The 24,566-nt window shown below is 61.8% G+C and carries 18 protein-coding genes; 12 read left to right on the top strand and 6 right to left on the bottom strand.

Annotated features, from left to right (window positions below; genetic code table 11):
• The first annotated feature begins 118 nt into the window (after positions 1 to 118).
• The 8 genes from JEY66_RS29860 (at position 119) to JEY66_RS29825 (ending at position 11,721) form a co-directional block, all read left to right on the top strand.
• Complete coding sequence (locus JEY66_RS29860; RefSeq protein WP_018270703.1) at positions 119 to 1,390, top strand: calcium-binding protein; 1,272 nt, start codon at positions 119 to 121, stop codon at positions 1,388 to 1,390.
• Positions 1,391 to 1,841: 451 nt separating this feature from the next.
• Positions 1,842 to 2,456, top strand: coding sequence for a class I SAM-dependent methyltransferase (locus tag JEY66_RS29855; RefSeq protein WP_016841687.1), 615 nt, complete (start codon positions 1,842 to 1,844; stop codon positions 2,454 to 2,456).
• A 196-nt stretch (positions 2,457 to 2,652) separates the two neighbouring features.
• Positions 2,653 to 4,890: a peptidase domain-containing ABC transporter gene (locus tag JEY66_RS29850; protein ID WP_026192528.1), complete on the top strand. Its 2,238-nt coding sequence runs from the start codon at positions 2,653 to 2,655 to the stop codon at positions 4,888 to 4,890.
• Positions 4,880 to 6,226, top strand: a complete 1,347-nt coding sequence (locus tag JEY66_RS29845; protein WP_026192529.1) for an HlyD family type I secretion periplasmic adaptor subunit — start codon at positions 4,880 to 4,882, stop codon at positions 6,224 to 6,226. The genes JEY66_RS29850 and JEY66_RS29845 overlap by 11 nt, the downstream gene beginning before the upstream one ends.
• Positions 6,226 to 8,259 (top strand): SEL1-like repeat protein, encoded by a 2,034-nt coding sequence (locus JEY66_RS29840; RefSeq protein WP_018270706.1) that lies wholly within the window; start codon positions 6,226 to 6,228, stop codon positions 8,257 to 8,259. The genes JEY66_RS29845 and JEY66_RS29840 overlap by 1 nt, the downstream gene beginning before the upstream one ends.
• Positions 8,252 to 8,560: a hypothetical protein gene (locus tag JEY66_RS29835; RefSeq protein ID WP_129964921.1), complete on the top strand. Its 309-nt coding sequence runs from the start codon at positions 8,252 to 8,254 to the stop codon at positions 8,558 to 8,560. The genes JEY66_RS29840 and JEY66_RS29835 overlap by 8 nt, the downstream gene beginning before the upstream one ends.
• A gap of 14 nt (positions 8,561 to 8,574) precedes the next feature.
• Positions 8,575 to 10,785, top strand: coding sequence for a glycosyltransferase WbsX family protein (locus tag JEY66_RS29830; protein ID WP_026192531.1), 2,211 nt, complete (start codon positions 8,575 to 8,577; stop codon positions 10,783 to 10,785).
• Between the two features lie 12 nt (positions 10,786 to 10,797).
• On the top strand, positions 10,798 to 11,721 hold the full coding sequence (locus tag JEY66_RS29825) for a glycosyltransferase family 2 protein (protein WP_018270708.1): 924 nt from the start codon (positions 10,798 to 10,800) through the stop codon (positions 11,719 to 11,721).
• Positions 11,722 to 11,846: 125 nt separating this feature from the next.
• On the opposite strand, the gene JEY66_RS29820 is transcribed toward JEY66_RS29825, so the two are convergent.
• Entirely contained in the window at positions 11,847 to 13,007 is a 1,161-nt protein-coding gene (locus tag JEY66_RS29820; RefSeq protein ID WP_018270709.1) for a glycoside hydrolase family 71/99 protein, read from the bottom strand.
• Between the two features lie 169 nt (positions 13,008 to 13,176).
• On the opposite strand from JEY66_RS29820, the gene JEY66_RS29815 reads away from it, so the two are divergent.
• On the top strand, positions 13,177 to 14,145 hold the full coding sequence (locus tag JEY66_RS29815) for a hypothetical protein (protein ID WP_018270710.1): 969 nt from the start codon (positions 13,177 to 13,179) through the stop codon (positions 14,143 to 14,145).
• Positions 14,146 to 14,239: 94 nt separating this feature from the next.
• On the opposite strand, the gene JEY66_RS29810 is transcribed toward JEY66_RS29815, so the two are convergent.
• The 3 genes from JEY66_RS29810 to rfbA all read right to left on the bottom strand — a co-directional run bounded on the left by JEY66_RS29810 (position 14,240) and on the right by rfbA (position 17,015).
• Positions 14,240 to 14,878 (bottom strand): hypothetical protein, encoded by a 639-nt coding sequence (locus JEY66_RS29810; protein WP_244620846.1) that lies wholly within the window; start codon positions 14,876 to 14,878, stop codon positions 14,240 to 14,242.
• A 168-nt stretch (positions 14,879 to 15,046) separates the two neighbouring features.
• Complete coding sequence (rfbB, locus tag JEY66_RS29805; RefSeq protein ID WP_016841674.1) at positions 15,047 to 16,114, bottom strand: dTDP-glucose 4,6-dehydratase; 1,068 nt, start codon at positions 16,112 to 16,114, stop codon at positions 15,047 to 15,049.
• Positions 16,104 to 17,015, bottom strand: a complete 912-nt coding sequence (gene rfbA / locus JEY66_RS29800) for a glucose-1-phosphate thymidylyltransferase RfbA (protein WP_018270712.1) — start codon at positions 17,013 to 17,015, stop codon at positions 16,104 to 16,106. The genes rfbB and rfbA overlap by 11 nt, the downstream gene beginning before the upstream one ends.
• A gap of 109 nt (positions 17,016 to 17,124) precedes the next feature.
• Between rfbA and rfbC the strand changes: the two genes are divergently transcribed.
• Both rfbC and rfbD read left to right on the top strand, forming a co-directional pair.
• Positions 17,125 to 17,679, top strand: coding sequence for a dTDP-4-dehydrorhamnose 3,5-epimerase (gene rfbC, locus JEY66_RS29795; RefSeq protein ID WP_016841672.1), 555 nt, complete (start codon positions 17,125 to 17,127; stop codon positions 17,677 to 17,679).
• Positions 17,679 to 18,590 (top strand): dTDP-4-dehydrorhamnose reductase, encoded by a 912-nt coding sequence (rfbD, locus tag JEY66_RS29790; protein WP_018270713.1) that lies wholly within the window; start codon positions 17,679 to 17,681, stop codon positions 18,588 to 18,590. The genes rfbC and rfbD overlap by 1 nt, the downstream gene beginning before the upstream one ends.
• 137 nt (positions 18,591 to 18,727) lie before the next feature.
• Here rfbD and JEY66_RS29785 read toward each other — a convergent pair whose 3' ends face one another.
• Entirely contained in the window at positions 18,728 to 20,035 is a 1,308-nt protein-coding gene (locus JEY66_RS29785) for a UDP-glucose dehydrogenase family protein (protein WP_026192533.1), read from the bottom strand.
• Between the two features lie 232 nt (positions 20,036 to 20,267).
• On the opposite strand from JEY66_RS29785, the gene JEY66_RS29780 reads away from it, so the two are divergent.
• Entirely contained in the window at positions 20,268 to 22,610 is a 2,343-nt protein-coding gene (locus tag JEY66_RS29780) for a glycosyltransferase family 2 protein (protein WP_240537072.1), read from the top strand.
• Here the strand turns inward: JEY66_RS29780 and JEY66_RS29775 are convergent.
• A complete protein-coding gene (locus JEY66_RS29775) occupies positions 22,551 to 24,482 on the bottom strand; it encodes a glycosyltransferase family 2 protein (RefSeq protein ID WP_157183442.1) in 1,932 nt (643 codons plus the stop codon). The two genes, JEY66_RS29780 and JEY66_RS29775, sit on opposite strands and share 60 nt — an antisense overlap.
• Positions 24,483 to 24,566: the final 84 nt, after the last annotated feature.

Raw genomic sequence — 24,566 nt, 5'->3', positions numbered from 1 at the left:
AACAAGTTCGTAACCTGGGTCCACATTTGAGTTGCATCGCAACAAACTAGTTGTGAATCAACAGCTTAAGTGTGGGCGAGCGGCTTGAATCCTCGTATCCCAAGCAGGGGCTACATCGATGGCGACTTACAATCTAGACCAGACCGACCTTAAAGCGGCGATCAACTCCACGATCGATCACTCGACCCAGCAACAGATCCTTGACTATCTGATCAACGCGGGGATCGGATACACCAGCCCGGATAACGGCGCGACGATTCCGGTGCAGGAGGGGTCTGGGATCACCAACCCGGATCCGAACGCCAATGTTCTGATCGAAACCAACCCCGTTAACACTGTTAACACCGACGCCAACCTGAAGGCGATCATCGAGGCGACCAATCAGGACGTCACGCTGACGGTGAACGGCAGCACCCCCGTGCTGGCTGCGACCGGCTCCGGCAACGATCAGGTGTTCGTCAACAACACCGGCGACACGACGGTTCTCACCGGCTCCGGCAACGACACCATCTTCGGCGGTGCCGGTCACGACTCGATCGATGCGGGCTCCGGCAACGACGTGCTGGTCGACAACGCCTCCGGTCACAGCACGCTGGATGGCGGCAGGGGCAACGATCTGCTGTTCGGCTCCGGTGCCGACACCCTGAACGGTGGCGCCGGCAACGACACGCTCTACGGCGGCAGCTCGTCGCAGCTGAGCGGCGGCAACGGCAACGACGTGCTGGCGTCCGGCAGCACCGCCGGCAATTCGAGCACACTGGATGGCGGCAAGGGCAACGATGCGCTGTACGCTGGTGCGGGCAACGACAGCCTGGACGGCGGCGCCGGCAACGACACGCTGTATGGCGGATCCGGTGTCGACACGCTGCATGGCGGCAACGGCAACGATCTCCTTGTCGGCGGTACCCAGACTGCTGCCGAGTTCGGCGGCAACGGCAAGGACGTGCTCTACTCGGGCAGCGATGCGTCGCACGCGACCTCGCTCGATGGTGGTGCCGGCAACGACTCGCTGTATGGCGGTGCCGGCAACGACACGCTGTTTGGCGGTTCCGGCAACGATACGCTGGTCGCCGGCTCGGGCACGCAGACGCTGATCGGTGGCGACGGCAAGGACTCGTTCGTCGGCTCCGACACCGGTACGGCCTCGATGGTTGGCGGCTCCGGTCAGGACTACTTCTACCTGAACAACGCCACCAGCAGCGACACCATCGATGGCGGTGGCGGCAACAAGGACTCCCTGACCTTCCTGGATCACGCTTCGACCGACGTGAGCGACATCAGCCCTGGATCGAACGGTTCTATGGACATCACCTTCAGCAATGGTCAGGTGACCCAGATCAGCAACATCGAATACCTGATCTTCAACGATGGTAACTCGACCAAGCTGTAAGATCCTAGGTCTGCACTAAGCGAAGGCGCCGCCCCAACCGAGGTTGAGGCGGCGCTTTTTTCTTCGATCGTCGGCATGGCCGTCAAAAGTGGGTGATTGATGATCGAATAGGCTGCGGTTGACGATCATGACGCGCCTGCGATGAGTTCGACGGCTCGCGTCAGGGGAAGTGCATGCGCACATTCCGATTGGAACCTTGTCGACCGATCCGAGTCGGATGTATCAAATCAATCACAAGTTCCGCCCCGGGCATTTTAGCCAATCGACGTTAGAAGTTAGTTCGTCACATTCGGACCACGTAGCTTTTGTAAAGCCGTGCCGCTCGCTTGACACGACGGTGCTGGGGCCGACGGCTATCTGCGGCCCCGGCACATTTGGTCAAGACGAACGATCGCTGCAGAACTCAGCCGCTTAACGAACCCGCGGAGCTCTCGAATTGGCCACGAAGAAAATGCTGAATGCCGGCGCTGGATCGACGGTTACCAAGCGCATCCAGCCGCTCCTGACATCGCATGAATGGGACGAGATTCGATTAGACGTCGACAGCGGCGTGAATCCCGACGTCGTCGGGTCGATTACCGATCTTGCCCGATTGTTCCCGGCGGCCTCGTTCGATGCGATCTGGTGTTCTCATGTCATGGAGCACCTCTATGCCCATGAGGTTCACCCCACATTCGTCCAGTTCCGCCAAGTCCTCAAACCGGACGGATTCGCACTGATCATGTCTCCCGACCTCGAGGCGGTCGCTCAGCACATGTTGACGCGCGGCCTCGGTGCGATCGCTTACGTCTCGCCGGCAGGTCCGATCCGGCCATTGGACATGATCTACGGGCATTCCGGCGCGATCGAGCAGGGGCGCCACCACATGGCGCACAAGACCGGCTTTTCGACCGAGCGGATGGGGAACCTGCTGCTCAGCGCCGGTTTCCCGACGGTGTCGGTTCGGAGCGGGAATTTTGAGATCTGTGCACTGGCACTCATGCCGGAGGCCAGGGACGAGCGGATCAGGCCACAGCTGGAGGCCTGCGGATTCGACTTCCAGGAGACGGTGACCGCCGACTCGTGATTTGTCGATGTTAAACAATGTTATAAGGTTCCCTGGTTAAGTCGCACGAGAACGCGCTCGAAACTGGCTTCGCGGCCTGCCGCGAAACATATCTTTTTCGGGCGACGCGCTGAAAATGCTGCGTTAGCGAACTAACAGTGATAAGTTATATCTCGCTGGGGACCGGACCTTGCGCAGTCGAAACTTCGAGGCATCCATGACCAAACACCTCTCGCTCGTCGGCGCACCTTCGGTGGAGGCCCTGCCACCTTCGGGGCTCGCTTGTCTCGTCATCGTGGCAAGACAGCATGGTTTGCATCTGACCCCGTCCCAGCTGATCCACGACAACCTCCTGGGCGACCAGGAAGTCACGCTGGCCGAGCTTTTGAAGTGCGCGAATTCCTCGGGCATGACGGCAAAGGCCGTCACGCTGGACTGGAAGAGCCTGAGCCATCTCAAGAGGGCGCTGCCGGCCATCGTTCGGCTGCGCGACGGCAGCCACATGGTGCTGCTGCGCCTCGAAGGCGATGAAAACAGCTCCCGGGTGGTCCTGCAGGATCCGAATGCCGGCGAGGACGCGTTGCTCGTCATCGACCAACCGCGCTTTGAGGACATCTGGTCGGGCGACGTCGTCATGGCCAAGCGCGACTATGAGATTTCGGACGAGACGCAGCCGTTCAGCTTCGGTTTCGTCGTCGCCCTGGTGTTCCGCGAACGGCGCATCATGCGCGACGTCGCGATCGCGGCGCTGGTGCTGGGCTTCATGGGGCTGGCACCGATCATGTTCTGGAGGCTGCTCTCGGACAAGGTCATTTTCTACAAGGCGTACAATACGTTCTACGTGCTGTGCGTTGCGATGCTGGTGATCATCCTGTTCGAGACGGCGTTCTCGTTCCTGCGGCAATACCTCGTGCAGAGCTTGACGGCACGCCTCGACGTCAAATTGTCGACCTACGTGTTCGAAAAGGTGCTCAATCTGCCGATCGACTATTTCGAGCAGAATCCTGTCGGCCTGATTTCCCGCGACATTCGCGAAGTGTTCCGGATTCGCGGCTTCCTGACCGGGCAGTTGTTCGGGACGGTCCTCGATTCGACGACGTTGATCTTCTTCCTGCCCGTCATGTTCTTCTTCAGCCCGATCATGACGCTGATGGTGCTGGGCTTTGCCGCAATGATCGTGGTCTGGCTCATCCTGATGCTGCCCGTGTACCGGCGGAGCTCCTCGGCGGTTCTTGCCGCCGAAGGCGCGCAGGGGGCGTTTCTGATCCAGAGCCTGAACGGCATGAGGACCATCAAATCGCTGGCGCTCGACACGCGCCAGCGGCACATGTGGGATGTGCTGGTGGCGCGCGCCGCCAAGGCGCGTCTTGCCGAAGGCATGACCGGAAACATGATCCAGACGCTGGTCCGTCCGCTGGAACGGTTGGCGGTCAGCGCTCCCTATGCACTCGGCGTCTACCTCGCCGTATCGAGCGGCGATCCGGTCTATGTCGGGGCGCTGTTTGCCTTTCTGATGCTGTCGCAGCGTGTTGCCGGCCCGCTGATGAAGATGGCCCAACTCATCAACCAGTATGACGAGGCGCGCACCGCGGTCACCATCGTCGGCAATCTGGTGAATCAGCTGCCGGAGGAGGGACGCTCTGGCCATGGCGTGCGGGTTCCGCTGAAGGGCCTGATCGAGTTCTCCGGCGTCACGTTCAAGTACAAGGGCGCGGTGTCGCCGGCGCTGAACAATATCTCCTTCGAGATTCCGCTCGGCACGACGCTCGGCGTGATGGGCAAGAGCGGCTCGGGCAAGACCACGATCACGCGGCTGTTGCAGCGCCTGCACTCCGACTATGGCGGGTTGATCAAGGTCGACGGTATCGATGTTCGCGAATACGATGTCGACCATCTGCGGCGCAACGTCGGCGTCGTGCTGCAGGAGAACTTCCTGTTCAGCGGCACGATCCGCGAGAATATTGCCGCGGCAAAGCCGGACGCGACCTTCGACGACGTCGTCAGGGCGGCGCGATTGGCCGGCGCCGAGGAGTTCATCGACAAGCTGCCGCGGGGTTACGAGACCTATGTCTACGAGGGCTCCACCAACCTCTCCGGCGGACAGCGTCAGCGCCTCGCGATCGCGCGCGCGCTGATCGTCAATCCGCCCATCCTGATCCTGGACGAGGCGACCAGCGCGCTCGATGCGGAGAGCGAGACGATCGTGAATGCGAACATTTCGCGGATCGCGCACGGCCGCACGCTGATCATCATCTCGCATCGCCTGTCGTCGCTGACGAAGGCCGACGCGATCCTCGTGCTCAATCGCGGCGTGGTCAACGATATCGGTCGCCACGAGGAACTTCTGGAGCGCAACGACATCTACAGTTCGCTCTGGTACCAGCAGAACACGCATCTCGTTCCGACGGGCCGCAACGACAAGCCTAACTTCAGGAGTCCGACCCTTGTCTCCTAATCAAGCTTCGCTCGCGACCGTTCGCCAGTTCCAGTCCGAAACCGACGCCATCCGCGAGGCGCCCGAGCCGATGTTGGCCCGTGCGACGCTGTTCGTGCTGTCGGCGCTGCTGGTATCCATCGTGGCGATCATGTGCCTGACGCGCCTCGATCGGGTGATCACCAGCGTCCGCGGCAAGATCGTTCCGGTCGATCAGATCAACGTGCTGCAGGCCCTGGACCCGTCGATCATCAAGACGATCGATGTTCGGGAAGGCGAGCAGGTCGACACGGGACAATTGCTTGCGACCCTCGACTCGACCTTCACCGCGGCCGATGTCACCCAGTACAAGCTGCAGATCGCGAGCCTCGATGCGCAGGTTGCGCGTGACGAGGCCGAATTGTCCGGCAAGCCGCTGTCGTATGGCAACGCCAAGGATCCGGATGCCGCCAGGTACAACGCCTTGCAGAAGGCGCTCTACGACCAGCGCGTCGCTCAGTACAGCGCGCAGGTGACGAGTTACGATTCCAAGATCAGCCAGACCGAAGCGACAATCTCGAAGGCGAAGAAGGACGACGAGCGGTATGGTCAACGCGCCGAGATCGCCGGCAAGATCGAGGACATGCGCTCGACCCTTGCCGAAAGCGGCAGCGGGTCCAAGCTGAACCTCTATCTGTCGCAGGATACGCGCCTGGAGTTGCTGCGTCAGATCGACAACACGCACAACACGCTGCTGGAAGCGCAACACCAGCTCGACTCGCTGAGGGCCGATCGCAAGGCCTTCATCGAGCAGTGGAACGCGCAGCTGAGCCAGGATCTGGTCACGACGCGCAACAATTTGGATACGGCCCGGGCAGCCTACGACAAGGCCATCAAGCATCAGGACCTGGTCCGATGGACGGCTGCCGAGCCGTCGGTCGTCCTCACCCTTGCCAAGCTCTCGGTCGGATCCGTGCTGAAGCCGGGCGATCCCTTCATCACGCTGATGCCGCTCAAGACGCGGCTGGAGGCGGAGATCCAGGTGCTGTCCCGCGACGTCGGCTTTATCCGGCCGAATGACCCCTGCACGCTGAAGGTTGATGCCTTCAACGCGGCGGAGCACGGCACGGCGGCGGGCAAGATACGCTGGATCAGCGAAGGCGCCTTCACCACTGACGACGACGGAAAGCCCGTCGATGCCTACTACAAGGCGCGATGCTCGGTCGACCAGAGCAACTTCACCAATGTTCCGAACAATTTCCGCCTCATCCCCGGCATGACGCTGCAGGGCGATGTCAATGTCGGCACCCGTTCGGTGGCGATGTATCTGCTCAGCGACATGCTGCGCGGCATGACGGAAGCGATGCGCGAGCCATGATGGAGTCTGCGAGATCCCTGCTCGAGTTGTTCCGGCCCGACTCCTCCCGTTCAGACCCAAAGCAGTTTGAACGGGGACTGGAGGCTTACGAGAACGGGCGATACCTTGAAGCCCTGCGCTTTTGGCGGCTTGCCTCGCGGGCGGGCAAGCCTGAGGCGGATTACCGGATCGGGCTGCTCTATGCGCGGAACGAGGGCGTTATCGGCAGCATTCCGGACGCGGTCGCGTGGTATGAACGCGCCGCGCTGAAAGGACATCTGGATGCGCAATTCCAGCTTGGCCTGATCTACCTCAACGGGGTCAAGGCGACGCTCGGACCGAACAGGCCCGAGATGTGGCGGCAATCCACGGCGGCCCGTCTCGGCGACAAGGCGATCAACCTCCACGATCTGGTCTTCCCGAACGGGACAGGCGTGGCCAAGGACGTCGATGCCGCATTCCTCTGGATGTCGGTGGCGGCGGAAGCCGGCAAGGCGGAGGCGCAATCGATTCTCGGCGACATGTATGCCAACGGGCAAGGTTGCGTGCGGGATCACGCTGCTGCCCTGCGCTGGTATCAGGCCGCGGCCGAGCAGAAAGCGGCGTCCGGCGAATTCGCACTCGGCGATGTGTATTATCAGGGCCGCGGCGTTCCGGTCGATTACGCGCAGGCCGCGATCTGGTATCACAAGGCGGCCGAGCAGGGACATGTTCGCGCACAGGTTGCGCTGGCTTTCATGTGCCTCAAGGGCACCGGGCTTCCCGAAAATGTCGAAGAGGCCGCACGGCTGTTCCAGAGTGCCGCTGCGCATGACGATACGATCGCGCTCTACAACATTGCGCTGTTGCGGTTGAGCGGCAAGGGGGCTGTCAAGGATCTCGACAGGGCCGAGACCGCATTGCGCAAGGCGGCGCGGAAGGACTACCTGCCGGCGATCCAGGCGCTGGCCGAGTTCTATGCGCTCGGGACTGCCGCCGAGCCGGATCTGCGCGAGGCGGCGTATTGGTACGAGAAGGCGGCCGAGCGCGGCGATACGCAGGCGCAGTTCCTGACCGGACGCTTCTATGCCACCGGCACCGGCGTTCCGCCCAGCATCCGTCAGGCTGCGAAATGGTTCGAGCGTGCGGCGGAGGGCGGCCACGCCACGGCGGCCCACAACATTGCGGTGTTCTATCTCAATGGCAGGGGCGTGGCGCGCGATGTCGCGGCTGCGATCAAGTGGTTCGAGCGCGCGTCCGAGGGAGGCATCAGCGCCGCCGGCGTGCAGCTCGGTCGGCTCTACTCTGCCGGCAACGGCGTGCCGCGCGATCAAGCGCGTGCGGCGGAGTGGCTCAGCAAGGCGGCCGACGGCGGCGATGCCGATGCGAAGATGGCCTATGCGATGTTTCTTATCCAGGATGAGCCGTCCGCGGAGCGTCTTGCGCAAGCACGTGCGCTGCTGACCGACGCGGCCGAGGCCGGCCATCCGGCTGCGGCATTTCAGCTGGGCGGGCTTCACATGGGCAGATCCGGCGGTGCCGTCGATGTTCCGGCCGCAGCGCAATGGTTCAAACGTGCGGCAAGCGCCGGCCACGTCGAAGCCCAGCACACTTTGGCGCTGCTGTATTCCGATCCCAAGAGCGGCCTCAAGGATCCGCAGGCCGCCGCCGGCTGGATCGTCAAGGCGGCGGACGGCGGCAACGCCGCGGCGCAGTTCAAGCTTGCGGTGATGTATTGCACCGGGCAGGGCGTCGAGCAGGACCTCGCCAAGGGCGTCACCTGGTACGAGGCGGCGGCGCGCCAGGGCCACACGACGGCGCAATACAACCTTGCCGTGATGCTCGGCCGGGGACAGGGGCGCGATGCCGATCCGGCGAAGGCGGCCGAATGGTTCGAGGCCGCGGCGAAGCAGGGCATGGTCGAAGCCCAACTCGCGATTGGCGATGCACTGCGCGCCGGCGACGGCATCGCGCAGGACCGCGACCAGGCGCTGCACTGGTATCGACAAGCGGCACAGCAGAACAACGAAGGCGCGCGACGTCGTCTGCAGGCAATGGGCGAGAGTGTTGGCTGAGATTGTCGGAGGCGGGCTTCGCACGCGGCGCCGAGCGGCGGCTTTGTTTTTAGGCGCGAAGGCACTGAAGCAGGCAGCTTCGCGCGACAATCTGGGCAGAACTAACGATGGCTTTCATATCGACGACAGAGAGATTGCGTTAATGTGGCTATCGCCAACAAATACTCATTGTGGTTGTGTGAAGTTGACTGATAAGCATCAGGTCACGATCCGGGGCAGGTTCGAACGGCAACGCGATCTCGGGATATCGATCTTCCACACGGCTGATAAAGAAACTGGAACCAGCGTTAGACGTTGGTAGGAGCTTGAGAAGCGATGAACAAGATGGTGGAACGGAGCGTCAGGGATACGAAGGATATGTTGCCCGTTGCCAGTCCGGTTCAGCAGGACGATCAATCACAGAGTGTATTCCTGGATCCCGATGTCAGCGATTTCCAGTCGGGACCGAGGCTGCGTGGTGCGATCCTCGAGCACTCCGGGCGAGTGATCTCCGGCTGGATTGTGGATGCGCAGTCGCCTGCTTCGACCGTTGCGATATCGCTTTTTGTTGCTTCCCACTGTGTCGAAGAGGGACGGACGGGCCGGTCGGTGCCGGCCAGCGTCGGTCCGCACACCGTGATCGGGCGTCCCGGATTTCGGATCAATCTATCCACGCCAAGCGTGCGCCGTCGTTTGGCTCGCGCCCTGAAGAATACGCTGCTGGAACGCAAGCCCGTGCAGATCTACCTGCGCATCAGCCTGAACGACGGCGAATACTACGAAATACCGCTGTTCGAGAAACTCGAGTCGAACGAGGTGGTCGTCGCGCTCGGCTTCTCGACCGACGATTACGACGATCTGTTGTTTCCGAACAACGACAAGAAACTGGTTGCCGCCATGGCGGGCGCCGCCTCCGTGAAGGAGGTACGCTACGTCTGCTTCTACCTGCCGCAATTCCATTCGTTCGCGGAGAACGACCGTTGGTGGGGGCCTGGCTTCACCGAATGGACCAACGTCTCCCAGATGCGTCCGCAGTTTGCCACGCACCAGTCTCCGTGGTTGCCCGCGGATCTCGGCTTCTATGACATGAGATTGGTCGAGACCCGTCAGCAACAGGCAGACCTGGCTCGCCGCTACGGCGTTCACGGCTTTTGCTATTACGCCTACTGGTTTCAGGGGCGAAGATTGCTGGAGCGGCCGCTGCGGCTTTTGCTGGAGGACGGCGAGCCGAACATCCCGTTCTGCATCTGCTGGGCGAACGAAAACTGGTCACGGCGATGGGATGGTTCTGATACCGAGCTGCTGCTCGGCCAAAACCACTCCCTCGAGGATGACGTCCGCTTCATTGACGATATGGCAGATATCCTCCTGGATGATCGCTACATCACGGTTGACGGTCGCAAGATCCTTCTGATCTACCGTCCCTCGCTGATCCCGGACAAGGAACGCCTGTTCCAAACCTGGCGTGTGCGTGCAAGGCAACTCGGCATCGGCGAGCTGCTGATTTGCAATGCGATGACGTTCGGCGAGTTCGATCCGCGAGAATTCCATTGCGATGCCGCCGTGGAATTCCCGCCCCATACCGTCAATGCGCGGGAGCTGAGCCGGGCAGAGGTCGAGACGCCGACGGAGTTTTCCGGCAAGCTCTACGACTATCTTGAAGCCATGCGCTCGACGCTCGGCAAGGTCTACGAGTTTCCGTTCTTTCCAACCGTGATGCCGCGCTGGGACAACACGCCGCGCAAGGGCTCGCGTGGACACGTGTTCGTCAGATCAAGCCCCGAGGCGTTCGAAGTCTGGCTTCGTGAAGCGACCGAGCGGGCGCGCCGGAGTTCTTTCGAGCAGCCGATCGTGTTCATCAATTCGTGGAACGAATGGGCCGAGGGAGCCCATCTGGAGCCCGACTCGCGTTTCGGCCGTGCCTATCTCGACGTCGTCAGGCGTGTGTCTGCCGGCGAGTCGATCTCGGCAGAACTGCGCTCGAACTCCGCGCTGCTGGACTGCTTGAGCAGATCGGAGCTCGAGCAGACGATCAAGAGTGCTGCAGTTCATGTCGAAGTACTCGCCAACTTACAGCGCAATGAAGTCGCGCTCACCGGATTCCAGAGCATTCGCGAAGGCTTGCCGGTCGAAATTGAGGGTGCCATCGCAAGTCCGGATGGCTCGATGTTCGTGATCGAGAATATCAATTCGCAAACGGAGGAGCGCGTGGTGGTGGACCCGCGCTACAGGGTGCTGGTCCGAGGGTGGGTTTTTGCCAAGGATGGCTTCGAGCCCCTGAGAAACCGCATCTCGTTTCTGGTGTTGTCTCCGGAAGGCGAGACGAACGCCGGCAAGAGCGGGTACTGCCTCGTCATCGATTGGCACGAGCGAATGGACGTCACGGAGTATATGAAGGCGACCGCGCGCGAGTGCTGCTTCGGCTTCGAGGTCAGCTTCATGCTCAAGGGACTGCCGGACGGAGAGTACAGGCTTTCGATGCTCGAGGTTGGCGAAGGAGAAAACCTGCTGGTTGGATCAAGCCATTCCCTGGTCGTTCGGCATTGAGTTGAGAGTCCTATGTTAGCCAGCGTGGTGATTGCTTGCTACAAGCACGAGGCCTATCTCGAGCACTGTCTCGAGACGGTCTTCGACCAGACCCATCCCGAACTTGAGCTGATCATTGTCGACGACAATTCGCCGGACAACAGCTTCCAGCTGGCCGAAAGGCTTCTGAAGCGGAAGTCGTTCGCAAAGCGTTTTGCATCGTGCAAACTGCTCAAGAATCCCACCAACATGGGAGCTCACTTTACCTGGAATCGTGCGCTGTCGCTTGCTAAGGGCGACATGCTCTTCCTGCTCAACTCGGACGACGCCTTTTCGAAGGAGCGGGTCGAGACATTTGTCGGCCGCCATGGCGCTGAAAAGGTGTTCTTCGGCTTCTCCGCGATCGAGCCGATCGACGAGAACGGGAAATCCATCAAGAGTTATCAGTTTCCGGCGCGTCTCAGATACGCAACGAGCCAGGCGGTAAGCTCCGATCGCCCGCTGTCGTGGTCCTTCCTGGAGTCGCAGATCGCCGCCTCGACGGGAAATTTCGTGTTGAGCGCCGAACTGTTGCGGCAGGCTGGGTGGTTCGCGGACCTCAAATATTGTCACGATTGGGAATTCGCGCTGCGCGCGATCACGATCGTCGAACCAAAATACGTGGAATCCGATCAGTACATGTATCGGTTGCACGCAACCAACAGCTTCCGCGGACTAAGTTCGGTGGCCGAAAGCGAAACGCGGGCTTGCATGCAAAGCTATTCGCTGCGCGCGATGACGTCCAAGCCACCGAACGGGACCTGTCTCAGTCCGTTGAACATGGGGGAGGCGTTCTACAAGCTGATCAGGAACTACCCGAATTTCCGCTTTTGGATGCGGCAGCTCTACGCACCTTATCTTGCAGAGCACAGGACCGTGGAGCTGAACCAATGGACGGTCCCGGCCGAATGGCGCTAGCACAACGCGGCTGACGCCAGATCACGCGCCAAGTCACGGCTGCCAAGTCACGGCTGACGCCAGGTCGCAGCTGAACAAGTCCGCAGCTGAAGAAGCTCGCGGGCGCCAGCCTCAGCACATCAGCGCTAGCAAAGGTTTGGCCTTTGCTTGGATTGCGCGTCTTTCAGGACCTTGCGCAGGGCCTCCAGGCGCTCGGTCTTGCAGGGCAAGGTGGGGACAAGCCATCCGCCTTCGTCGTTTTCGTTCCAGGCATAAATCAGGATCGCGGGAGACTTCATCTCACCGGGCTGAGCTGCCCTCCATTCGATCGAGCGATGCAGATGATCCGACAGCTCCGCCCCGGTCGGCGCAATGAAGAAATTTTCCATCCCCACGCCGGGGCGCTGCTTGGCTTCCCAAGGCACTGGGCGTTCGATGCGTGGACGGCGGTCCCAGCCGGTCATCACGGTGGGGATGACGGGAAGCCGGCTCTTGGCCAGTTCATTCCAGTCTCGCTCCGCGCCGCGCGTGAGGTCGGCATAGGAGCCACGGACGCTGCCGTAAACGCCGGCATAGGAACTGACCGCGTCGGCAGTCAGGAAAGCGCCCTGTTCATTGAGCAGTTTCTTGTCACCGGTGAGCACCAGATACGGATCTCCGTGTCCCGCAGCCTTTACACGCGCTCTGAATTGCTCGATCTGGGCCCGCAGGTTCTCGATCCCACCCCATCGTTTTTCAACGTCGGCAACATGTATGAAGCCGAGAAAATACAGCGGTCTTCCGCCCGCTACTTTCAGGTAGTTGCTGTCGCCCATGAGTTTGACGTGTTCGTCAATCAGCGGGCTTGGCTTGTCGTGGGAGCCCCATCGAGGGAACTCGGTAAAGATGCAGTAGGAAATCTCATTCTTGATCGGGCTTTCCCTGAAGACCTTCAGGGCCCTCGACATCGGATCGGCGGAGCCGTAGGCGACAAACGCCCAGTAGTCGATGCCTGCGAAAACGGCCTGCTTGATTTCCTTGTCGATCGTCTGTTGCGTGATCTCCGGAAAGGCAATCTCACTGCGGCTCTTTCCAGTGGTCTCCTTCGCAAAGAATGGAACTCGCCAATGGTACTGCTGCGGCGAGAGCGATGTTTCAACCGCCTTCGTTGGCGTCGATCCGGGCGCATACCAGGCGTCCCACCGCAGCGCGCCCACCAGAGGCCGGTCGGTGCGCGCAGCCGCTTGCTGGGCGGCCAGGGCGCGCTCAACCGTATAGCTAAGGGCTCCAGCTGAGCCCAGGGCCAGGAACAATCGTCGTGTCAGCATCTTCGAGCGCTCGCCGTTGTTTTCCCAAACATCCTGTTGATTCTCTTCAAAAACGCCCTAATGATCAACTGACAGTACGGCTAATGATGGGCCAAACTTTTTCTGCGCGATGAGCTTAGATTGGCTAAAACCAGTCGATGTTGATTGCAACGCACAGGGACCGTGTTTGATGCAGCTGGTTGCATGGGAAAATGAATCTACTGCGATTTGCGATCGCATCCGGAGCAGCCATGGAGCGCTCAAGATCGTTCTCAAGACCAAGGATGATCCGTTTTTCCTTGCGGATTGGGTGGACCATCACAGGAAGATCGTGGGCGATGCGAACCTGATCATTCTTGACAATGGATCTGCCGACAGCAAGGTCTTGTCGGTTTACGAAGAGTTGGGGCCGGACTTGCTGATCGCGAGTTTCGGCGGATTTCACAACAATCTGCACAATCCCAAAAACTTCGAGGAGCTGTACGCCAGCCTGTCGGCTTCTTCCGATTTCCATTGCTTCCTGGATACGGACGAGTTTCTGGCGTTCTATGACGGCGAACGCTTCACGAGCGACGCTTCGATATTGCATCACCTGAACGACAAGGAAGGTGGTGCGTTTATCCCATCGACCTGGCTGTACAACGCGCCTTCCTATCGCGACAGGATGTTGTGCGGCACCGATTTGGGCACGCTCCGCAATGGCCTCACCTGGGGCAAGCCGTTGATCCGTTCGGCTGCCGCGCCTTTCTCGGGAGAGGTGAATCACAACTGCCAGATCGCCAAGGGAAAGAAGCCGCCGGCGCCGTTGTTTGGATTTTTCCTGCTGCATATGGCGACCTTGTCGCCCGCGCAGAGGATCCGCGCCAATCTCAACAAGCTGATTGCCCGCGGATTCATGCAGCGCGGGGACTCCCTTGAGAAAGTATTGGAGCGGGATATATCGCGGGCGACAGAGAACGAGAAGCTGTACGTGACCGAGATCAAGCGGATGCTCTCTCTTCGGGAAGACCGCGGTCCCGAGACGGCTCCCTTGGGAACGGGGTCGATGCGAATTGACCAGTCGGGCAAAGTTGAATTTGCGTCGCCGGCCGAGGAGCGCGTCTTTGCCGAGTTCGCTGCATCCTTTGACGCGCTATGCGCGCAAACGCTGCCTTCCTGAGGTTGGATCTGGCTGCTCTGTCGGGGCATTGCCGCCTTGAACGCTCAGGCGGCAAGCCGTGGTGCAATGTTGCCTTGTCGGGAGAGCTCGCCGGTCAGGACGGCTCTCCGCTGAACGACTGCAGTATGGCTTCGGCAGCGTCTCTCTTCGCAAGCGGCATGAAGAACGACATGTCGCCGGCCGTCGCAATCTCGCGAGCGATCTCTCTGACGCAATGATAGGCGGGGCGAGAGCTGAAATCGTGCATGCCGATGATTGCAGTCGGGCTGCAGTGCAGGACGATCTGGGCGAAGCATGCGACCCTGAAGCGGCCGTCGACGAGATAAAGATCAGCATCGGCGCTTTGCGGCGTTTCCCAGATGGTCGAGTGATAGTCCGGCCAACGCGGCTTTGTTGATGGGTCGACCGGGAAACCCCAATCGCCAGTGCGTCCGATGTCGATGAACGTCAAATGCGGCTTCGTACGAGCTGAGGCGCACGCACGATCGACCTGATCCAGCCAGTCCTGTGAGGAATCGATGGACAATATCGAGTTCGTGACGTGCTTTGAGGCGATGACCGTACTTCCGCCTGTGCCGAATTCGACGTAATCGCGGCTATTTCTCACAAATGACAAGAACAGTTCCGCTTCTTCCCGCGACATTCTTGGTAGCAATTGACGTCTCCTCGTTGTTCGCAGCCCCTGGGACAATTCCTTTTCACCGGGGGCGTTGGACGTGTCTGATGCCAGCACGTCGTTGCATCTTCAGGCCGCGCCGCAGTTCATCAGCGCCAAGTCATGGTCGCCAAGGGCTGCATCCTTGCACCCGATCGGCCGGACACCTTCCGGCCGAGGGATATTCCGCAAGTCCCACGATGATCGGCGCTGCCACCGTTGTTGATGACCCGCGGTGACCGGCGGCTACTGGTTCAGGCCGACGCGCTCCACCTTGTAGCCGCCCTCCAGGATGGAACGCCACCAGGGTTGCTCGTCGACATACCAGCGCACGGTCTTGGCGATGCCGGTCTCGAAATTCTCCTCGGCGCGCCAGCCGAGCTCGGTTTCGAGCTTGGTGGCGTCGATCGCGTAGCGGCGGTCGTGGCCGGGCCGGTCGGCGACGAAATTGATCAGCTGGCGGCGCGGGCCTGCTGCGGCCGGCACGACCTCGTCGAGCAGGTCGCAGATGCTCTCGACCACGTGCAGGTTGGTGCGCTCGTTGCGGCCGCCGACATTGTAGGTCTCGCCGACCTCGCCGCGCTCCAGCACCAGGGTCAGCGCCTTGGCGTGATCCTCGACGAACAGCCAGTCGCGGATGTTCTTGCCGTCGCCATAGACCGGCAGCGGCTCGCCGGCGAGCCCCTTGATGATCATGTGCGGGATCAGCTTTTCCGGGAAGTGATAGGGGCCGTAATTGTTGGAGCAGTTGGTCACCAGGGTCGGCAGCTCGTAGGTCTCGCGCCAGGCCCGCACCAAATGATCGGACGATGCCTTGCTGGCCGAATAGGGCGAGTTCGGCGCATACGCCGTGGTCTCGGTGAACAGCCCTTCGTCGCCGAGCGAACCGAACACCTCGTCGGTCGAGATATGCAGGAAGCGGAACCGGTCGCGCTTCTCGGGCGAGAGCGTACGCCAGTGACGCAGCGTCTCCTGCAGGATCGTGAAGGTGCCGACGATGTTGGTCTGGATGAATTCGCCGGGGCCGTCGATCGAGCGGTCGACATGGCTTTCCGCGGCAAGGTTCATCACCGCATCGGGCTGATATTTCTCGAACAGCCGGCGCAGGTTCTGTGCCTCGCAGATGCAGGCTTTCTCGAAGGTGTAGTTGAGGCTTTCGGCGGCGCGGGGCAGCGAGGCGAGGTTTGCCGCGTAGGTCAGCTTGTCGATGTTGACGACGCGGGCGTGGGTGTCGCGCAGCAGGTGGCGGACCACGGCGGAGCCGATGAAGCCGGCGCCGCCGGTGACGAAGATCGTCGATCCCTTAAACCGCATGTTTGAATACCTCCGCCGCGCGCGGCTCGCCGTGGAACGAGCGGTAGACCGACAGCAGGTACTCGCCGTAGCTGCTCTTGGCGGTCTTCTGTGCGACCCTCGCGAAGGCTTCGAGCGAGATGTAGCCCTGGCGCAGCGCGATCTCCTCGGGGCAGGCGATGCGCAGGCCCTGGCGCTGCTCCAGGATCTGGACGAAATGGCTGGCTTCGACCAGCGAGGAATGGGTGCCGGTGTCGAGCCAGGCAAAGCCGCGGCCGAGCACCTCGACATAGAGGTCGCCGCGTTCGAGATAGGCCTTGTTGACGTCGGTGATCTCGATCTCGCCGCGCGGGGATGGCCTGATGCCCGCCGCGATGTCGACCACATCATTGTCGTAGAAGTAGAGGCCGGTGACCGCGACGTTGGACTTCGGCCGCTTCGGCTTCTCCTCGATCGAGAGCGCCCGGCCGGTGCCGTCCAGCTCGATCACGCCGTACTGCTCCGGCGCGTTCACGACGTAGCCGAACACGGTGGCGCCTTTCTTGCGGATCGAGGCGGACGACAGCATGCTCGGCAGGCCGTGGCCGTAGAAAATGTTATCCCCTAACACAAGGGCAACAGAGTCATCGCCGATGAAGTCGCGTCCGACGATGAAGGCGTCGGCAAGACCCCGCGGGGTCTCCTGCGTCGCATAGGCGAACCGGACACCCATCTCGCTGCCGTCGCCAAGCAGGCGCTGGAACAGCGGCTTGTCCTGCGGCGTGGAAATGATCAGGATATCGCGGATTCCGCCCAGCATCAGCGTCGACAGCGGATAGTAGATCATCGGCTTGTCGAACACGGGCAGCAGTTGCTTGGAGACGACTGTCGTCACCGGATAGAGGCGCGAGCCGGTGCCACCGGCAAGGATAATGCCTTTCATGGTCCCTCACAATTTGACTATCAGAACATAACATATAGCGTGCGCTGCACAAGTTTGTTATGAGAGGGAAATTAACATTTCAAGCGCGTCAAACTGGAACAAATGTTAGATGAACGTCATCAAGACCGAGCTTCCTGAAGTCCTGATCGTCGAGCCGAAGCTGTTTGGCGACCAGCGCGGCTTCTTCCTCGAGACCTACCAGTCTCCGCGTTACGTCGAGCACGGCATCACGCGTCCCTTCGTGCAGGACAACATGTCCCGCTCGGCCTATGGCGTGCTGCGCGGGCTGCATCTGCAAAACCCGCTCACCCAGGGAAAGCTCGTGACTGTGCTGCGCGGCAAGGTGCTGGACGTTGCCGTCGACGTGCGCGTCGGCAGTCCGAATTTCGGCAAGCATGTCGCGGTCGAATTGAGCGAGGACAACCGTCGGCAATTATGGGTGCCGCGTGGCTTCGCCCACGGCTTCGTGGTGCTCTCGGAGACCGCCGACTTCTTCTACAAATGCGACGATTTCTACAGCCCCAAGGACGAGCTCTCGATCCGGTGGAATGATCCGGCGATCGGGATCAAATGGGGCGTCGACAAGCCACAGCTGTCGGCCAAGGATGCGGACGCGCCGCTCCTGGCCGACGCCAGCAACCTTCCGACCTATGGACAAATCTGATGCGGATCTTGTTGACGGGAACACGCGGCCAGGTTGGCAGCGCGCTCAAGCCTCTGCTGGAAAGCCACGGCACGATCATCGCGCCGCCCACAGCGGAGTTCGATCTGTCGAAGCCGGAGATGTTGACGAGCCAGCTTGAGAGCCTGAAGCCCGATCTCATCATCAATCCGGCGGCCTATACCGCCGTCGATCGCGCCGAGGACGAGCGTGAGCAGGCGTTCCTGGTCAACGCAAAGGGGCCTGAGGTGATGGCCAAATGGGCTGCGGCGAACCGCGTGCCGCTGGTGCATTTCTCCACGGACTACGTCTTCAATGGCTCGGGCGACAGGCCGTGGCGCGAGGACAGCCCGACAGAACCGCTATCGGTCTACGGCGCCAGCAAGCTTGCCGGTGATGCCGCGATCCAGGCGGCGGGCGGGGCGCACCTGATCGCGCGCACCTCATGGGTTTATGCCGCAAAGGGCACAAATTTCCTGCGCACCATCGCGCGGCTCGCCGGCGAGCGTAAGGAGCTGCGGATCGTGGCCGATCAGATCGGTGCGCCGACCACGGCATCAGCGATCGCCAGTGCGGTCGCCGGCATCGTCCTGCCGAACCTCACCACGTTGCACGATCAGCTCGTGCGCAGGGGAGGTGTCGTCAACCTCGTCTGCGCCGGCGAAACCAGCTGGCACGGCTTCGCAACCGCCATTGTCGGCGGGCTGAGGTCCCGCGGCGTCACGCTGGCGGTCGAGAATATCGCTCCGATCGCAACGGCCGATTTTCCGACCAAGGCGGTGCGTCCGGGCAATTCGCGGCTGGACTTGTCGCGGCTGCAGGCGCAGTTCGGCGTGGCGATGCCGACCTGGCAGGAAGCGCTGGCGCGCGAACTGGATGCATTTGTCCAGCTCGGCGCGCCCGCCCACGCTTAGGGCGAGTTCGGAAGTTGGGATGCCGGTGCGCGTGAAGAAAACGCGTCAGACAAGAAAAGAGCCTTGGTTCTGATTTGATCAGAACCAAGGCTCCAGGATTGAACCGACCGGCGGCTATCGTCGCCAGGCGCGCGCGCTCAGCGCGGCCGACCGATGCTGTCGTAGGTGAAGCCGTGCGCGGCCATCTCGTCCGGACGGTAGATGTTGCGCAGGTCGACGACGACCGGATGCTTCATCTCCTGCTTGATGCGCTTGAGATCGAGCGCGCGGAACTGGCGCCACTCGGTCACGATCACCAGCGCATCGGCCTGGCGCGCGCATTCATAGGCATCCTTGCAGTACTCGATCTCCGGCAATTCCTTGCGCGCCTGCTCCATGCCGATGGGATCGTAGGCACGAACCTTGGCGCCGAAGTCGATCAGGCCGTTGATCAGCGGGATCGAGGGCGCCTCGCGCATGTCGTCCGTATCGGGCTTGAAGGTCAGGCCGAGCACGCCGATGGTCTTGCCGCGCAGCTCGCCGCTGAGCACGTTGGCGACCTTGCGCGCCATCGCGCGCTTGCGGTTGTCGTTCGCGGTCAGCGTGGCCTCGACGATTTTCAGCTGGACGTCGTGGTCGAGCGCGGTCTTGAACAGCGCACGGGTGTCCTTCGGGAAGCACGAGCCGCCATAGCCGGCGCCGGCATGCAGGAACTTGGTTCCAATCCGGTTGTCGAGCCCGATGCCGCGCGCGACCTCCTGCACGTTCGCCCCGACCCTCTCGGAGAGATCGGCGATCTCGTTGATGAAGGTGATCTTGGTGGCAAGGAAGGCATTCGCGGCGTATTTGATCAATTCAGCCGTGCGTCGCGCGGTATAGAGGATTGGCGCCTGGTTGAGATAGAGCGGACGATAGACTTCGCCCATCACCCTCTTGGCCCGATCGTCCTCGGTGCCGACGACGATGCGGTCGGGATGGCGAAAATCCTGGATTGCGGCACCTTCGCGCAGGAATTCGGGGTTCGACGCAACGGCGAAATCGGCGTCGGGATTGGTTTCGCGGATCAGGCGTTCAACCTCGTCGCCGGTGCCCACGGGCACGGTCGACTTGGTCACCACCACGGTGAACTTCTTGAGCGCCGCGCCGATCTCCTTGGCAGCAGCATAGACGTAGCTCAGGTCCGCATGGCCGTCGCCGCGCCGCGAGGGCGTTCCGACCGCGATGAACACGGCATCGGCGTCCGCGACGGCGCCCGCGAGCTCCGTCGTGAAGGTCAGCCGTCCGGCCGCGGCGTTGGTCTCGACGAGCTTATCGAGGTCAGTTTCGTAGATCGGGATCTTGCCGCGCTTCAGGGCCTCGATCTTGCCGGCGTCCTTGTCGACGCAAACGACCTGGTGGCCGAAATCGGCAAAACACGCTCCGGACACGAGACCTACATATCCCGTTCCAACCATTGCAATCTTCATGAATCCGCTCGTCGATCAGTGTGGAGAGGAGGAGTTAGCACTAGCACAATTGGCGCCGATAACGCCAAGTTTTATAGCGTATAGTTTGTGTTGGAGGTCGGCGGCTTTTTGTGCAAACGGTGATCGCCTCGGTGCAGCTGAGCGCCCGCTAGTCACCTCGGGCGCACCATGGACACATTCTCAACTTGAAATCGACCGACAATCGAGCTGCCGTTTGAGGGTGGACATGAGCATGAAGACGATTGGCAAGCAGAAGCCCTCAGGAGCTGAATACGCGTCGTTGCAAACGCAGTTCTCCAGATCCGATCGCACGACGTTTTCCGGGTTTGTCTATGATCGCGCCGATCTCGGCCGACGTTACACCGTCGACCTGCTCGTCGACGGCGAGCCATACATGTCATCATTGTGTGACGAGTTCGTAACAGAGCTTGCGGAGGCCGGGATCGGCGACGCCCGATTTGGCTTTACCTTCAACGTGCAGGATCAGGTCAGCGCGAACGCCGGGATCATTGAGGCAAGGCTGGCGAATATCGGCAGTCCCGTCGGTGCTCCGATTCGCTGCGATGTCGCTGCGCCGGAAGCGCGGTGGCACCGGATCGGCGATATCGAGTGGGTCGGAGGTCTGCGCTTCGAAGGCTGGCTTGCCCAGGACATCGACGAGGACATCGAAATCCTGATCGCGCAACGCCCGGTGATGACCGTGAAGCCGACCGGGTGGACCAACGTTGCGCGGGGCGGCGAGTTCGGCGTCGGCCGCCGGATCGATTTTCATCTGCCCGAGCATTTTGCGGACGGTCGCATGCGCGGACTATCCGCGCGGACGATTTCAGGACGGAGCCTGATCTCGGAGCCGATTTCCTTTGTCGCTTTCGATCGCGGATTGGAGCAAACGCTCGCGGATCTCGGGCGCTGGGACAGCGAGCGGCTTCGTGGAGAGCTGTTCGACCGGGTGCTGCCGGCCTCGATGCCGTTTCACGCCTATCGCGGCTGGAAAGAGCGCTTCTCGCCGACGACACAATCTGAACAGTCTGATGTTGCATCCGAGGCGGCAGTCGTCCTGATCGGCGATGCCAGGGTGGACGAGAGCATCGAAAGCCTCGAAGCCCAACGGCACTCCGCCTGGTCGGCGGTGTCCCTGCCGGCGCGGGCGTTCAGTCAATTCGATCCAAAAGCAGCGCGCGAGTTTGTCGAGGGCGATGCCGCTGGCAGCGCGTTCTTTGTGTTTTGTCTGAGCGGAACGATCCTCGCGGAAGACGCCTTGCAGCGCTTCGCCGATCTATTCGCGTCCGAACCCGGCTGCGATATGGTCTATGGCGACGTCGAGGTCGCTGCGGGCGCCGGCGCTGTCTGGCCGCTGGCGTTCTCCGCATTCGATCTCGAACGCGCGCTCGAGCAGGGCTATGGGGCGTATTGTTTTGCGGTGCGTCGGGAGCCTGCCGTGGAAGCGCTGCGATCGGCGACGTCGCTCTACGACATCTTCCTTTGCTGCGCGGAGCCGGATCGAACCTATCATCTTCCGGGATCGGTTGCGGCGTTGCCGCGGATTGATGCGTCGGCTGCCACCGCCGAACTGGTCGCCGCAAGCAAGGCGTATTTTGCCAGGGCCGGCATCGAGGCCAATGTCGAGCCGCGAAAAGCGGGACTTCTTCCGGCCGTTCAGGTCAAACGCGCCGTCGATTGGAACGAGCGCACCACCATCATCATCCCGACCCGAAATCGCGCCGAGCTGCTCAAGCGATGCATCGAGACGGTCATGCCGGCGGCAAATGAGACGAACGCCCGGATCCTTGTCGTCGACAACAGCTCGACCGAGCCGGAAACGCTGGACTATCTGGATGGCCTGTCCGCGCAGGAAATCGACGTCATTTCGGTCGAGGGGCCCTTCAACTTCGCATTCATCAACAACGCCGCCGTCGCTTGCGTCGATACCGACAACATCTGCTTTCTCAACAATGACGTCGAGGCGCTCGACGACGGCTGGCTGGCGGAGATGCTGTGGCGGCTCGCCGCTCCCGATGTCGGAGCCGTCGGTGCAAAGCTGCTCTGGCCGAGCAGCGTCGTGCAGCACGGCGGAGTGGTTCTGGGGGCCAATTTCTCGGCCGCGCACGCCTTCAACGACCGGATGGATGGCGATCCCGGCTATGGCGATCTGCTCCAGGTGGCGCACGAATGTTCGGCGGTGACGGGGGCGTGCCTCCTGATGCGCAAGAGCGATTTCGTGACCGTCGGCGGCATGGACGAGATCCGCTTTCCGATCAGCTTCAACGATATCGATCTGTGCCTGAAGCTGCGCCAGCTCGGAAGGCGGATCGTGTTCACGCCGGACGCGAAACTCGTTCATTTGGAGTCGGCAAGCCGCGGCCGCGATTCCGCGCCGGATCGCAGGGCACGCTTCAGGCGCGAGCTGTCGATCCTGCGCGCGAAATGGGGCGAGGTGCTACTCGACGATCCCTATTACAGCCCGCTGCTGGGGCTGGATTCGACGCCGTTCTCCTCGCTTGCATGGCCGCCGCGATCATGGAAGCCGCGCGCCAACCTGCCGCCGGTGCCGACCGCTCCTCCGATCGGGTTGTAGCAGGACGTCCTCGACCGCCCAGTCGCTTACGGCAGCAATCGTTGCATCGGTATCAAAGCCCGCCTGCAGCTTCAGGTCCGTGCTTCGGCCACGTCCTGGAGGAGTCGGGCTCCATTCCGTCGCGGCGATCGGCAGCCCGGTTGCCAGCAACGCGTCCACCAATGGATGGCCAAACGCCGGTTCACCGATGTCGAGAACCAATTTCGTGATGCCGTGACCTTCGATGAGCGTGGCAACGTCGTCGACGGCAATATCGCCGGTGACAACGACATTCGTGCGCTGCATGAGCTTGAGATCGTCGAGGGTACTCCCCAGCACGATGATCTCGACGTCTTCGTCGGCGTCGGCCAGTTGATCGCTCAACGCTCGTATGAAGCGAAATTCCGCGGCGTTGGCGTGCAGGACCAGCAGGCCGAGACGCGCGGGGCCGCTCACGGCGGGATACAGCGTCGGCGGCGCAGACGGGTCGCTCAGCCTCACGACCTGCAGGCCGAGAACGGCTTCCGTGAATTCGGTCCCGTCGTCACCGATCGCAGTCACGCGCCGCGCCCCGGCGACCAGGCTCGTCCAATCCGGATGAACGCCTGATCCAAATGCGGTGCGCATTGCAAGCGCGGTGTCGGTGATCAGGAGGTCGTAGGCAAAGCGTCGTGTGAGCTGCGCCAGACATGCGCCGGGAATGCGGTTCGGCTCCGCAATCTCGAGCGACCGGATTCCGAGATCGGCGAGAAACCTCAGAAGAGCTTCGCGGCCCTCCGGCGTTGCAACGTCGAGTGCGATCGACTGCGGCGCTCCGCCATCCGGATCGAACATCGCAGCCAGCTGGCGTTGTCCCTCGGAGCGGATCTGCACTACCAGACCGTGCTGACCCTCTGCAGCCAGCTGCCGGCAGCGCCTGACGGCGATCGCGCGGCCGGCGGACGAGCCGCAGAGGATGACTGTGGGGCCGGCGGCGACCTGCTGGTTCGTGAGCAGCTTGAGCTCAAGCACCGCGCGGCAATCGCGGAGTGGATCGGCAAGCAGGAATGCGGCGCAGTCCGTTGCATAGCGCCGGTAACGGTGTTCGAGAACGCGAAGATTTCGCATCACGAGCGAACGCTTCTCGCCCAGAAACGAGCGCGAGCCCTCGTGTCCGACGAAAACCGAAGGAATGCACACGTTGCGGAAGCCGGCCTCCGCTGCGCGCAGGCAGAAGTCGACGTCTTCGAGATAGCCGCGATAGAAGTCGTCGGAGAGCTCGCGCACGGCGTCGAGGCATTCGCGGGTAATGTAGAGGCAGAACCCGATGCCGTTGGGGATGTCGATGGCAATCCCGAAATTTGCCCTGCCTGCAAGTTCATCCAGCAATTCGATCTCGCCGGGCGGGGGCAGGGGATTTGACCGGTTCGGGATCGGAAAGCTGGTGTATTCGCCGTTGTTCGACAGCGGGGTCGCGGTGCCGACGCGCGGCGTCGATTGCACGGCGCTGCGCAGGCGTTGCAGCGCGTATTTCGGCACGATCGTGTCCGAGTTCAGCAGCACGACGTCGCCGGCGCCGGTCTCGCCGAGCGCGCGGTTGACCGCGCCGACAAAGCCAAGATTGTGCTCGTTGGTCAGCAGCCGGATGCGGAACTCGGCGGCGAGGTCGTTGAGCAGGCGCTTGATGTCGGGCTCGGGCGAGGCATCATCCACGACGACGATGGTCGAGCCCGGCGTGCAGGCGAGCGCATTCAACGCGCTGTCGATGCAGGCTCGCGTCGCGGCCAGATCCCCGTATACCGGAATGATGATGGTGAGCGGAGGAGGTTCGCCGTTTCGAAGGCGAACCGGCCGGCGTGGTGCGGCCCGGTGATCCGGAACGCGGTTGGCCGGGAGTTGAACACTTGCGATCACGCGGTCCGCCTGCGTGATCTGCAGGCGCTGAGAGGTCGCGGACGCGGGCCGGATCAGACGGAAGCTCGCGGCATGTCGGCCGTC

This window comes from Bradyrhizobium elkanii USDA 76, assembly GCF_023278185.1.
In the GTDB taxonomy this organism is placed as follows: domain Bacteria; phylum Pseudomonadota; class Alphaproteobacteria; order Rhizobiales; family Xanthobacteraceae; genus Bradyrhizobium; species Bradyrhizobium elkanii.
The sequence above is the reverse complement of the archived record's forward strand: the minus strand, read 5'-3'. Positions and strand labels throughout refer to the sequence as shown.